Origin of the sequence: Cohnella nanjingensis (assembly GCF_014212125.1) — a bacterium.
Classification (GTDB): Bacteria; Bacillota; Bacilli; order Paenibacillales; family Paenibacillaceae; genus Cohnella; species Cohnella nanjingensis.
Genome location: NZ_JACJVP010000079.1, coordinates 1 through 12090 on the forward strand (window position 1 = coordinate 1; position 12090 = coordinate 12090).

Annotated in this window: 14 protein-coding genes; 12 read left to right on the forward strand and 2 right to left on the reverse strand. The window is 62.1% G+C overall.

Features of this window, described 5'->3' with window-relative positions; all coding sequences use genetic code 11:
* The 11 genes from H7C19_RS33200 to H7C19_RS33250 form a co-directional block, all read left to right on the forward strand.
* On the forward strand, positions 1 to 718 hold a 718-nt coding region (locus H7C19_RS33200), incomplete at its 5' end, for a CheB methylesterase domain-containing protein (RefSeq protein WP_185673382.1).
* Positions 709 to 2799 carry a chemotaxis protein CheA gene (locus H7C19_RS33205; protein ID WP_185673383.1) on the forward strand — a complete coding sequence of 697 codons (2091 nt, stop codon included), beginning with the start codon at positions 709 to 711 and terminating at the stop codon, positions 2797 to 2799. The genes H7C19_RS33200 and H7C19_RS33205, both read left to right, overlap by 10 nt.
* A 29-nt stretch (positions 2800 to 2828) precedes the next feature.
* The gene (locus tag H7C19_RS33210) at positions 2829 to 3290 is read left to right on the forward strand and encodes a chemotaxis protein CheW (RefSeq protein WP_185673384.1); all 462 of its coding nucleotides are present in this window, start codon (positions 2829 to 2831) and stop codon (positions 3288 to 3290) included.
* Positions 3291 to 3326: 36 nt separating this feature from the next.
* On the forward strand, positions 3327 to 3914 hold the full coding sequence (locus tag H7C19_RS33215; protein ID WP_221469610.1) for a chemotaxis protein CheC: 588 nt from the start codon (positions 3327 to 3329) through the stop codon (positions 3912 to 3914).
* The gene (locus H7C19_RS33220; RefSeq protein ID WP_185673386.1) at positions 3911 to 4405 is read left to right on the forward strand and encodes a chemotaxis protein CheD; all 495 of its coding nucleotides are present in this window, start codon (positions 3911 to 3913) and stop codon (positions 4403 to 4405) included. Before H7C19_RS33215 ends, H7C19_RS33220 begins: the two co-directional genes overlap by 4 nt.
* 1 nt (position 4406) lies before the next feature.
* Positions 4407 to 4823 carry a hypothetical protein gene (locus tag H7C19_RS33225; protein WP_185673387.1) on the forward strand — a complete coding sequence of 139 codons (417 nt, stop codon included), beginning with the start codon at positions 4407 to 4409 and terminating at the stop codon, positions 4821 to 4823.
* Positions 4824 to 4839: 16 nt separating this feature from the next.
* Positions 4840 to 5625: a FliA/WhiG family RNA polymerase sigma factor gene (locus tag H7C19_RS33230; RefSeq protein ID WP_185673409.1), complete on the forward strand. Its 786-nt coding sequence runs from the start codon at positions 4840 to 4842 to the stop codon at positions 5623 to 5625.
* 22 nt (positions 5626 to 5647) lie between these two features.
* Positions 5648 to 7060, forward strand: coding sequence for a flagellar assembly protein A (locus H7C19_RS33235; protein ID WP_185673388.1), 1413 nt, complete (start codon positions 5648 to 5650; stop codon positions 7058 to 7060).
* A gap of 64 nt (positions 7061 to 7124) precedes the next feature.
* Complete coding sequence (locus tag H7C19_RS33240) at positions 7125 to 7451, forward strand: hypothetical protein (protein ID WP_185673389.1); 327 nt, start codon at positions 7125 to 7127, stop codon at positions 7449 to 7451.
* Positions 7452 to 7478: 27 nt separating this feature from the next.
* Entirely contained in the window at positions 7479 to 8165 is a 687-nt protein-coding gene (locus H7C19_RS33245; protein WP_185673390.1) for a hypothetical protein, read from the forward strand.
* A complete protein-coding gene (locus tag H7C19_RS33250) occupies positions 8158 to 8724 on the forward strand; it encodes a hypothetical protein (RefSeq protein ID WP_185673391.1) in 567 nt (188 codons plus the stop codon). The genes H7C19_RS33245 and H7C19_RS33250 overlap by 8 nt, the downstream gene beginning before the upstream one ends.
* 637 nt (positions 8725 to 9361) lie before the next feature.
* On the opposite strand, the gene H7C19_RS33255 is transcribed toward H7C19_RS33250, so the two are convergent.
* Complete coding sequence (locus H7C19_RS33255) at positions 9362 to 10441, reverse strand: phosphodiester glycosidase family protein (RefSeq protein WP_185673392.1); 1080 nt, start codon at positions 10439 to 10441, stop codon at positions 9362 to 9364.
* A complete protein-coding gene (locus tag H7C19_RS33260; protein WP_185673393.1) occupies positions 10438 to 10869 on the reverse strand; it encodes a hypothetical protein in 432 nt (143 codons plus the stop codon). The genes H7C19_RS33255 and H7C19_RS33260 overlap by 4 nt, the downstream gene beginning before the upstream one ends.
* A 390-nt stretch (positions 10870 to 11259) precedes the next feature.
* Here H7C19_RS33260 and rpsB point away from each other — a divergent pair, with 390 nt between their 5' ends.
* Positions 11260 to 11958: a 30S ribosomal protein S2 gene (gene rpsB / locus H7C19_RS33265; RefSeq protein ID WP_185673394.1), complete on the forward strand. Its 699-nt coding sequence runs from the start codon at positions 11260 to 11262 to the stop codon at positions 11956 to 11958.
* The last annotated feature ends 132 nt before the right edge of the window (positions 11959 to 12090 follow it).

The window sequence follows — 12090 nt, forward strand, 5'->3', positions numbered from 1 at the left end:
GGCCCAGGCGCCGCGGCCGCCCCGGACGGCGATCCCGAAGCCAGCGGACGGGGAACGCGCCGCGCCCGAGCGGCCGACCGCGTTCAACGATCTCGTGGCGATCGGGACTTCGACAGGCGGGCCGCGCGCCCTGCACGAGGTGATCACGAATCTGCCGGCCGACTTCCCGGCGCCGGTCCTGATCGTGCAGCATATGCCGCCGAAGTTCACCCATTCGCTCGCGCAGCGGCTCGCCTCGTTCGCGAAGATCCCGGTCCGCGAAGCCCGGGACGGCGAGACGGTCCGCGCGGGCGAAGCGTATCTCGCGCCAGGCGGCCTGCACATGACGCTAACGAGAGACGCGTCAGGGACGTATCGCATCGCGCTCTCCGAGGATGCGCCGGTCAGCGGCCATCGGCCTTCGGTGGACCGGCTGTTCGAGTCGCTGCTCGGCTTCCGCGAGCTTCGGCGGCATGCCGTCATCATGACGGGCATGGGGAGCGACGGCGCCAAAGGCATGAAGGCGCTGCGCGAAGACGGCGCGGCCGCGACCATCGCGGAAGCGGAAGAGACCTGTGTCGTGTACGGCATGCCCCGATCGGCCATCGAGATCGGAGCGGCCACGCAAGTGGCGGAGCTGCAGCATATCGCTTCGCTGCTCGTGCAAGAGGTAAGCCGGCGGAACCCGGACGGGGTTCGCGCGGATGACCATTCAGGAGGTGTCGGCCAGTGGAAATGAATCAGTACTTGTCCATCTTTATCGACGAAGCCAATGAGCATCTGCAAGCGCTGAACGAGAACATGCTCAAGCTCGAACAGCATCCCGAAGACATCAGCATCGTTCAGGTCATCTTCCGGTCTGCGCACACGCTTAAGGGCATGTCCGCATCGATGGGATTCGAAGACCTGGCGTCGCTCACGCACGAGATGGAGAACGTGCTCGATCTGGTGCGCAACGACAAGCTGAAGATGAACGGCGGCATCTTCGATACGCTGTTCAAATGCTTGGACGCGCTCGAAGCGATGGTCAAGGACGTCATCGAAGGCGGCACCGGCCGCGGAGACGTCGCGGGGCTCGTCGCGCAGTTGAAGGGAATCGTGAGCGGCGAGCCGGCCGCGGCCGCGCCGGCAACGGCGGCGGAGACGTCCGAGCTGGCGCTCGTCGCCGTCCATATGCTGCTCGATCAATACCAATTGTCCGTACTCCAGCAATCCGTGGAGAGCGGCAATCCGGTGTTCCACATCGAGGTCGCCATTCGCAGCGACTGCCTGCTGAAGGCCGTTCGCGCCTATATGGTGTTCGACGCGCTGGAACGCAACGGCGAGGTCGTGAAGTCGCACCCGTCGGTCCAAGAGATCGAGCAGGAGCAGTTCGACCGCAGCTTCTCCGTCTACTATATCTCCCGCATCGACCAGGCGCAGCTCGAAGAGACGCTGAACCGCGTCTCGGAGCTGGAGTCGGTCACGGTAACCCCGGTCGATCTGGCGTCGCTCGCCGAGCTCGATCAATCCCGCGAAGCCTCGAATGAAGCCGCGGCCCAGGCCAGGCAGGAAGTAGCGGCCGCAGCGGCGCCTGCCGCACCGGCCGCGCCCGCGGCGCCTGAGGCTCCATCCGCCGCGCCGGAAGCCGCGGCCCGCCCGTCGGCGTCCGCTTCCGCCGGCAACGCCGCGCCGCGAACGATCCGGGTCGACATCGAGCGCCTCGACTCGCTGATGAATTTGTTCAGCGAGCTGCTGATCGACCGGGTGCGTCTGGAGCAGCTCGCTTCGGAAGTTCGCCGCAACGACCTGACCGAGACGGTGGAGCATATGGCCCGCGTCAGCAGCGATCTGCAGAACATCGTGCTAAAGCTGCGCATGGTGCCGGTCGACAGCGTCTTTAACCGGTTTCCGCGCATGGTCCGCGATCTGGCGAAGTCGCTGGGCAAGAAGGTCGATCTCATCATTACCGGCGCGGAGACGGAGCTCGACCGCACCGTCATCGACGAGATCGGCGATCCGCTGGTCCACTTGATCCGCAACTCGGTCGACCACGGCGTCGAGCCGATCCAGGACCGCATCGGCACCGGCAAACGCGAGACCGGCACGGTGAATCTTCGCGCCTTCCATAGCGGCAATCACGTCTTCATCGAGATCGAAGACGACGGCCGCGGCATCAACCGGCCGAAGGTGCTGGAGATCGCCGTCAATCGCGGCGTCGTCACGGCGGAAGAAGCGAAGAAGCTGAGCGACGACCAGATCAACATGCTGCTGTTCGCCGCCGGCTTCAGCACCGCGGACAAGATCTCCGATATCTCCGGCCGCGGCGTCGGATTGGACGTCGTCCGCTCGAAGATCGAATCGCTCGGCGGCCAAGTGTCGGTCACCTCGAATCCGGGCGCCGGCACGAAGTTCTCGATCCAGCTGCCGCTGACGCTCTCGATCATCTCGGCGATGCTCGTCAAGCTGGGATCGGAGAAGTACGCGTTCCCGCTGTCGTCCATCGTGGAGACGGCGATCGCGAAGCGCGCCGACTTCCGGGACGTGCACGGCAACCGGATGATCGAGTACCGCAAGTCCATTATTCCGGTCGTCTCGCTGGCGCAGCTGCTCGAATCGCCGGATTACCGGGACGAGGACGAGCAAGAGACGGAGATGCTGGTAATCCGCAAGGGCGAGAAGCTGGCGGCCGTGCTGGTCGACGAACTGATCGGCCAGAGCGAGATCGTGCTCAAGACGCTGGGCAAATACTTGACCAACCTCGACGTCATCTCCGGCGCCACCATTCTCGGCGACGGGCAAGTGGCTCTGATCGTCGATCCGAACGCATTGATCAAATAAAACAGGACCATTTCGAGGAGGAGCTACCCATGGCAGAGGAGTTCAAGGTAATCGTGTTTACGCTCGCGCACGAAGAGTACGGCATCGAAGTGGACAAGGTGCGCACGATCGAGCGGATGGCCCCGATCACCCGGGTGCCGAAGACGCCGGCGTTCGTCAAGGGCGTCATCAACCTGCGGGGCATCGTCGTGCCGGTCATCGACTTGCGCAGCCGGTTCGGGCTGGCGGAAGCGGAAGCGACCGAGAATTCGCGCATCATCATCGTGGCCGCGAACGAGCTGGAAGTCGGCTTCATCGTCGATTCGGCCAACGACGTCATCGATCTGACGAGCGACGCGGTGGAGAATCCGCCCGAAGTCGTCGGCGGCATCAAGGCGAAGTATCTCAGCGGCGTGGCGAAGTTCGGCGAAGACCGCCTGCTCATTCTCCTGAACCTGTCGGAAGTGTTGAACCGCTCGGAGATTATCCAGCTGGAACAATTCGGGGCCTGATCCGTGAACCTCTTCAGCCACGACACCGAATTCAAGATGGACGTCCTGCGGGAGGTCGGCAATATCGGCGCGGGGCACGCGGCGACCGCGCTCTCCCGGCTGTTGGACAAGCCCGTCGACATGGCGGTCCCGACGGTCAGCTTCATTCCCTTCGAGGAGATCTCGGGCCGCGTCGGCGGTCCGGAAGAAGTCGTCGTCGCCGTCTTCCTCCGGGTGGAGGGAGAGGCGCCGGGCAACATCTTCTTCCTCATGAGCCGGGAACAGGCGCGCGGCCTGCTGCAGGGCTTGCTCGCGTTCGACGCGACCGAAGGCGACGCGTATACCGAGATGGAGCTGTCCGCTTTGTCCGAGATCGGCAACATTCTGGCGGGGTCGTACCTGTCGTCGCTCGCGGACTTGACCGGCTTGCCGCTGTCTCCCACCGTCCCGTCCATCGCCGTGGACATGGCCGGCGCCATTCTCACTTACGGCCTGCTGCAATTCGGAACGATGGGAGACGATGCCCTTCTGATCGATACCACGTTCCTGGAAGGCAAGCACGAAGCGGAAGGCCACTTCTTCTTCATCCCGGACCCGGAGTCTTTCGAGCGGATGTTCCGCGCGTTGGGAGTGCCGGTCGAATGAATGAAGCCGTTATCGTCAAAGTCGGCATGGCCGACTTGAACGTCGCCGCAGCCGGCGCTTCCCTCCGAACGACCGGGCTGGGCTCCTGCGTCGGCCTTACGCTGTACGACGCGGGACGTCGGATCGCGGGCATGGCGCATATCATGCTGCCGAGCTCCGAGATCGCGCGCGAGGGCCAACTGAACGTAGCCAAGTATGCGGACACTGCGATTCCCGAGCTGCTCGTGCGCATGAAGGACGCCGGCGCGGATCTGTCCCGGCTCGTCGCCAAGATGGCCGGCGGCGCCCAGATGTTCGCCTTCGCGGGCGGCAGCGATAGCATGCGCATCGGCCCGCGCAACGTGGAGTCCTCGCACGCGGCGCTCGCCAAGTGGTCGATCCCGGTCGTCGCGGAGGATACGGGCGGCAATTACGGCCGCACGATCGAGTTCGACAGCCTTAGCGGAGTCCTGACGATTCGCAGCGTCCAGAACGGAGTAAAGGAGATTTAAGATGATCGGTTCTTGGCGATGGACGGCCGGATTCGCCTGCTTCGGGGCGATCCTGACGTTCTTGTTCTCTCTTGGCCACAACCCGCTCGGCACGACGGCGATGCGGGCGCTGTACGCCTTCGTCGCGTTCGGCCTGCTCAGCATGCTCGCGCGGTTCGCGCTGACCCAACTGCTGCGGCCGGCGCATCTGCCCGGACCGCCGCAGCCGATCGCGGACGAAGCGCGCGGCGCCGTCCTCGACATGACGACGCCCGGCGACGACGAATCGTTATCGGATCTGATGAAGCAGCAATGGACGGGCGCAGGCGGAGAGCCCGTCGCCGGGTTTCAGCCGCTGACGCCGCCCAAGCTCGTGTCTCTCGATCATCCCGAACCCGAAGAAGTGGTACAGGCGATTCGGCGCCTGACGGACGAATAAGGAAGGTGAAGCAGTGATGATCGATCAATCCCGTTCCCGGTTATCCCACCATGATGTCTGGCGCCGTTGGAAAGAAGATGGGGATTCGGACGCGAAGAAGCAGCTGATCGAGCATTATTTGCCATTAGTGGATTACGTATCGAGCCGGATGGCCGTCGGGCTGCCCAAGAACGTCTCCAAGGACGATCTGGTCAGCAACGGCTCGATGGGCCTCATCGACGCGATCGAGAAATTCGATTACCAGCGCGGACTGCAATTCGAAACCTATGCCTCGTGGCGGATTCGCGGCTCGATCATCGACGGGCTGCGCCAGGGGGACTGGGTCCCGCGTTCGGTGCGCGACAAAGCGAAAAAAATGGAGGACGCATACGCGGTCCTCGAGCAGCGGCATCTCCGCTCCGCGACGGACGAAGAAATATGCGACTATTTGAATATATCGAACAAAGATTTTCAGCAGATGCTTCAAGAGGTGGCGGTCGCGACGATCTGCTCGCTCGAGGAGCCGATCCGCGAGGAAGAGTCGGAGACGCGGCTCTCGCTGCTCGTGGACGAGAAGGCGCTCAATCCCGAGTTCAAGGTGCACGAGACGTACTTGAAGGACTCGCTCGCGCAGGGGATCGAGAAGCTGACCGCGAAGGAGCGAACGGTCGTCTCGCTTTTCTATTACGAGGATCTGTCGCTAAGCGAGATCGCCGAAGTGATGTCGCTGTCGCCTTCGCGCATCTCGCAGCTGCATTCCAAAGCCATCCTGCGGCTGCGCGCCGCCTTAACCAAACAGAAAGACCAACTGCTGCAGAAGTGAAACTGGATCGGAGGGGAAATCGATGTCCGGCGATCAGGAGCTTGCATGGGATCAGATGATGGAAGTCACGGTAACCGAAGACAAGTTAAAAGCCATTTTAATCTTCAAACGGGTAGAGGGCGTCATCAAGCTAACTATGCGCGATTTGGAGACGATCTTGTCCGGCTACGGCATTAAGCACGGTCTGCAGCAGGATACGCTGTTGATGATCGCCCAGCGCCCGCAGGACTTCTACTTCACGCAGAACGTGGTCGCGCTCGGCACGGCGCCCACGCCCGGCCAGGACGGCTACGTCAAGGTGCTGTTCGAAGAAGCCGGCAAGGAGAAGCGCCCCGCCGAACGCGACGACGGCAGCGTCGATTACCGCGAGGTGTCGCAGCTCGCCAACGTGAAGACGGGCCAGCTGATCGCTTCGCGCGTCCCGCCGCAGCCCGGCGTTCCGGGCCTCGCGGTGACGGGCGAGGAGATTCCCGCCAAGGACGGGAAGGAAGCGAACTTCAAGGTGGGCAAGAACGTCGTCGTCAATCCGGAGAAGACGGCCATGTACGCGGCGATGGACGGGCTCGTCACCCGCACGGACAAGGACAAGCTGAACGTCTTCCCGGTGTTCGAGGTGAACGGGGACGTCGATTACAACATCGGCAACATCGACTTCGTCGGCACGGTCGTCATCCGCGGGAACGTCTTGACGGGATTCCGCATTCGGGCGTCGGGCGACATCAGGGTGACGGGCGGCATCGAAGGGGCGGACGTGGAGTCGGACGGCTCGATCGAGATCTCCGGCGGCATTATCGGCAGCAACAAAGGACTGGTCAAAGCCGGCTGCAACGTCAAATGCTCCTTCATTCAAGAAGGCAACGTCAGCGCTTCCCAAGACGTGATCGTCTCGCAGAGCATCATGCATTCGAACGTCCGGGCGGGCCGGCACGTCGTCTGCGCGGGCGCCAAAGGCTTGATCGTAGGCGGCGTGCTCCAGGCCGGCGAGCGCGTGGCCGCCCGGACGATCGGGAACGCCATGTCGACGGCTACGGCCATCGAGGTCGGCGTACGTCCCGAGCTGCGCCAAGAGCTCGTCGATCTGCGCACCAACATCCGCGTGCTCACGGAGAGCCTGGACAAGTCGGAGAAGGCGCTCGCCATGCTGAATCAGCTGGCGGCGGTGGGACAGCTGTCGGCGGACCGGCTGGCGATGCGGATCAAGCTGACGTCGACTCGCCGTCAGACGGCGGAAGAGCTCCAGGCGGCCAAGGAACAAATCCTGGACATCGAGAAAACGCTGGAGGATACGAACGCCTCCCGCGTCGACGCGGTACACACGATATACGGCGGAACGAAGATCGTCATCGGCAGATACACCCGCTTCGTGAAGGATAGCGCGATGCGGGTCTCCTTCCGTTATTCGGACGGAGAGATCATCATGGTTCCTTACAATTAACAAGCATGCGATCGCATCCGATCGTTCGGGCGAACGCGTGCGACACGGAAAGGGTGCATGGCCCGTGAGCTTCAAACCGCTGGATCTGCAGACATCCATCCCGCGCTCGGTCGAACTGACGCAGCTGCATCAACAGCAGCAGCAGCGGCCGGCTCTGGAGCAAGCCGCCCTCGGCGAGCAAGCGATGAAGCGCGCCGAACGGCAAGCGCAGCAGAAGACGAAGACGGAAGGCGCCGCGGGCAGGAACATCTCGGAGCGGGAGCCGAAGGAAGGCCAGCGCCGTCCGAAGGCGCCGTCCGCGCGCGAGGACGGCGGCGATGACGAGGCCAAGCCGCAGGTGAACGGCACCGAGCACCCGTTCAAGGGGCGGCATATCGACTTGACGTTGTAGGCCGCAAAGGAAAGGGGCAAGCGAGCAATGGCACCTTGGTTGACCATCGTGGTGGCGGGGGCGGCGATCGCCGGATACGGCTGGCTGCTCCCGCGGGCCAAGCCGCAGCAAGAGACGGCCGTCGCGGACGAAGAGGCGTACGACCGGCTGCTGGGCGAACTCGAGACGGAGAACCGCGAGCTGGTGGACGCCGTCGCGAACTTCAAGCAGGAGCAAGACGAGACGGTCGCCAGACTCGGCCGGCGCATACAGGAACTGGAGAAGGCGATGTCTACGCTGGCCGATCAGGCGGCAGTCGACGCTGTTGAGGTCCGGGCGGCTGCGGCGGCACGGGCGGCAGCGGAAATTCGGGATGAGGTGTCGCTGCGGGAAGCCGCTTCGGCGCGAGAGTCGGCATCCCATCGGGACGCGTCGGGTACGCGAGAGACGGGGTCGCATCGCGACGTTGCGGATACGCGAGAGGATGCGGCGCCGTCGGGTCCGGCAGCGACCGCGGCGCACCGCCTGGCGGAGCCCGTGCTTCCCGCCGAGGCGGAGCTTCGCGCGCCGGCGGCGGAAGCGCCGACGAGCATACGCGGCCGTTATGCCGAGCTGCTGGGGCTGCACGACCGCGGCCGCTCCGTCGAGCAGATCGCCAAGGCGATGAACATGAATAAAGGCGAAGTGCAGTTGATTCTGCAGCTGGCCCGCCGGGAGGAGGAGCGGCATGCGTAAAAACCGTAGCTTGCTCGTCGGCCTCGGCATCGGGCTTATGCTCGGCGCGGCGATGCTGCAGCTGATGACGGCCGCGCAAAAGCAGCAAGACGGTCTGGAATCGCGCGACCCGTTAAGCCTCGAGACGGTGAAGAAGGACGCGGAAGGCCTCGGGTATTCGCTCTTGAAGATCGGCGGAGACACTTACAGTCAGGCGCAGCTGGACGAGGCTGTTAAGAAAGCGGCGGAGAAGGCCGCCGCGGAGGCGGCTGCAGCCAAACCCGCGGCTGACGCTGGAGCGGCTAAGCCGGAGGCTTCGCCTTCAGCGACGTCGGCCGCATCGCCCGAAAGTAGTCCGTCGAAGAGCGAGAGCGGCATCACGGGTCTCTATATCGCCTACAATGACGATCTGACGAGGGTCGCTTCGAATCTGGCCGATTTGGATTTGATCGACGACAAAGCGGCGTTTCTCAAGAAAGCCAAACCGTACGCCAAAGCGCTGCAGGTGGGACTCAGCAAATTCACCGGACAGCCGACTTTCGACGACATTATCGCCGAGATTACCCGCAGGAAGCATTGATGCCTGCGGGTTTTTTGCGTCCTGGGGATCGAGGGGGACGTTCGGCTCCCAGCATGACGCTCATGACCCTCGCGGACCGCCAGCTATGTCGACGATCACACCAGGCAAGCAAGCAAAGGATCGAATAGCAGCGGAGCGTGGGGCCTTGAAGTTGTAAATGTACAACTTATTTCCTTGGAATGCGCTTGAAAAGGAACAAAGGTTGTAAACGTACAACTAACACAGCCGTTTTCAGCTTGTTTTCCGATTTCCTGCGGAAAAAGTTGTACGTTTGCAAGCGATTGCCCCTTTACAGCCAACGGAGACGTAATAAGCGGTACGAATACAACTTTTTGTGCGCGGACACGGTGAGGAACGCTTCTGCGGTGGAATTCCGAGACGAACGCGCCGGTCAATGAATGCCGTGCCGAGCGCCGTCGCCGATGAAGACCGAGCCGCCAACGTCCCGCCGGAGATCAAGAGCCCGGTCGATCAGCCAAACTGTGCTGGATACGACTGGATAATCGTCCCCATCGGAGCTGCCGCTGGGGCGCGAATGCGGATGTACGATTCGATGTCTCCGCTTCGGGAGCGATCATGGCCCTAAGCCCATGCGCATCAAAAAAGACCGCNNGCGGTCTTTTTTGATGCGCATTCGCTATCGGAAGAACAGGAAGTGCGTCGGCAGCTTGCGAAGCGTGCCGTCGGACGGGCTATTGATCACCCGTCCGTTGAAGACGAGCGAGGTGGACCCGCCGCCGTCGAGATTATAGCCGTCCAGCGCCCCGTAGCGCTGAAGCAGAATCTGCATCTCTTCGAGGGTGGCGCCGGAACTGCCGTTCTCGTTATAGCCGTTGGCGATGAGGAATAGGAGCTGATCGTCCTTGTAGTTCGCGATCACCGTACGCGGCGCGCGCTTCGGGCTTGTCTTCCATTTGTCGGGGATGACGGTCCGTTGGCCGTTCTTCAGCAGGATTGGCACGAAGGAGGCGCCGAACTTCGGCCCGAGCGCGTCCAGCTGGGATTGGCTCGAGAACTTGCCGCCGATCAGCTTGTTGCTGCCGTTCAGCCCGACGAAGAACAGGTCCTTCTCCGTCGGCTGGAAGCCGCCTATGTACTTGCCGCCCACGACCGTCGTGCTGAGCGGATAGCGCTTGCCGCCTCCGTCCGCGAAGCCCCCGGCGTTGACGCCGATGGCGGCCTTGTAGCGGTTCACGGCGGACAGCGTCGTCTCCGCGCTGCCTTCCTTGTCGTTCCCAAGCACCAGCTTCATGGCGTCCTTCTGCTTGAGCTTGATCTTCAGGGCATAGCTCTGAAAGTTCTGCGTGCCCAAGTAGAACAGCTGAGCCTCCAGCTTGTCCGACTGGATCGTGGCGGCCGGGCTGCCGAGCTTGCGGGTAATCCGCCGGTCGTAGATCTGATAGGGGCGAGAAGCTTGGGTCGAAGCGATGGATGCGATCTGGGCCATATCGGCGTTGGTCTTCTGGTAGAGGGATAATTGCTTCTTGATCGATTGACCCGTGCCTTGGGCGATCGCCTTCGCTTGATCCAGGCCTTCCAGCGCCGGACCGGCCGCGGCGCCTGGATCGGGCGACGTCTGCGCGGCGGGCTGCGGATACGCGCGCTCCGAGAGCTGAACGCTAATATTCGCGACGAACAGCCAGACGAGCATCCCGAGAAAGGGCGTGCAGGCGAGCAGCAGCGTCCGGTTCAGGGGACGCGCGGCGATCGCGCTCATTTGAGCACGTCCAAGCTTTTCTTCAATTCGGCGAGCTGCTTCTTCACTTCGGCCAACTGCGTGTACAGCTTGTTGCTGTTGTCCGTCTTCGTGTCCGCGTTGTCCTTCGTGAAGGTCAGCAATTCGTTTAACGCTTCGATCTTGCTCTCCATCTGAGCGAGCGATGCCTTGTAGCCGGTCTCGAGCTTGTCGATACGGCCGTCGTAATCCTGCTGCATGGCTGCGATCTGGCTGGCCGTCTGCCGTTCGAGATCCGCGGCGACCTGGCGCTGAATATGATCGGAATAGGCCTTGGCGCCCAGGACGCCGGCTGCGACTAGCACCATCCAGAGGACGGCGTAGAAGAGCAGAGCGCTCTTGGTTCTTTTCCTAGGAGGCGTCTCCGGGTAAGTGTCGGGGTATACGGCTTGCGCTGCTGAATTTCTCATTTTGCGTTTCTACTTACACCTCTCTTGTTTGTCGTCGATCGCGTCGATAGACCGGACGTCAGAATACGTTGACGTACATTGAACGAGCGGGGGGCCGAAAAGTTGCGGGTCGTCATGGGATTGTAACACAATTCGACGAAAAATGCGCCCTGCGGAGCAGGTCCGGCGGACGAGGGGAAGGGCCGTGCGGGCGGCGCGAAGGACGGCGATCTTCCATTCGCAGGCAGTCTTGCAACATCCGACAGCGTGTGTTATATTATTACCCGGTGTGAAAAAACGCACGCCGTTCAATTTCGCCAGCGGTGCTTCCCGCGGGGAGTTCTGGCGAAAAGCGCGAACCGGCGGAGGAGATTCACCTACATTTAAAACCACTCAGGAGGTGCAGTGAAGATGGCAGTTATTTCCATGAAGCAGCTTCTCGAAGCTGGGGTACACTTCGGTCATCAAACCCGTCGTTGGAACCCGAAGATGGACAAGTACATCTTTACCGAGCGTAACGGCATTTACATTATCGACCTGCAAAAGACGGTCAAGAAAGTCGACGAAGCCTACAACTTCGTCCGCCAGCTCGGCGAGCAAGGCGGCACGATGCTGTTCGTCGGCACGAAGAAGCAAGCGCAAGACTCCGTGAAAGAAGAAGCGGAGCGCAGCGGCCAATTCTACATCAATCAACGTTGGCTCGGCGGCACGCTGACCAACTTCTCCACGATCCAGAAGCGGACCGACCGTCTGCACCAGCTGGACAAATGGGAGCAAGACGGCACGTTCGAAGTGCTTCCGAAGAAAGAAGTCATCCTTCTCCGCAAAGAGAAAGAGCGTCTCGAGAAATTCCTCGGCGGCATCAAGCACATGCGCAGACTGCCTGACGCGCTGTTCATCATCGATCCGCGCAAAGAGCGCATCGCGGTTGCCGAAGCGCGCAAGCTGGGCATCCCGATCGTCGGCATCGTAGACACGAACTGCGATCCGGACGAGATCGACTACGTCATCCCGGGCAACGACGACGCGATCCGCGCCGTGAAGCTCTTGACGTCGAAGATGGCCGACGCGATCGTCGAATCCCGCCAAGGCGAAGAAACGACCGCTTAATTGATCCGTCAACGCACGTTCGCTTAGCTAGATTAAGGGTGGTCAGAAGAGAACCTTCTCACCGCCCTTTTTTTGAAAACAAGAACATATGGGATCCGCCCGCCAGCGGCGCGCGGAAGATCAGGAGGGTAT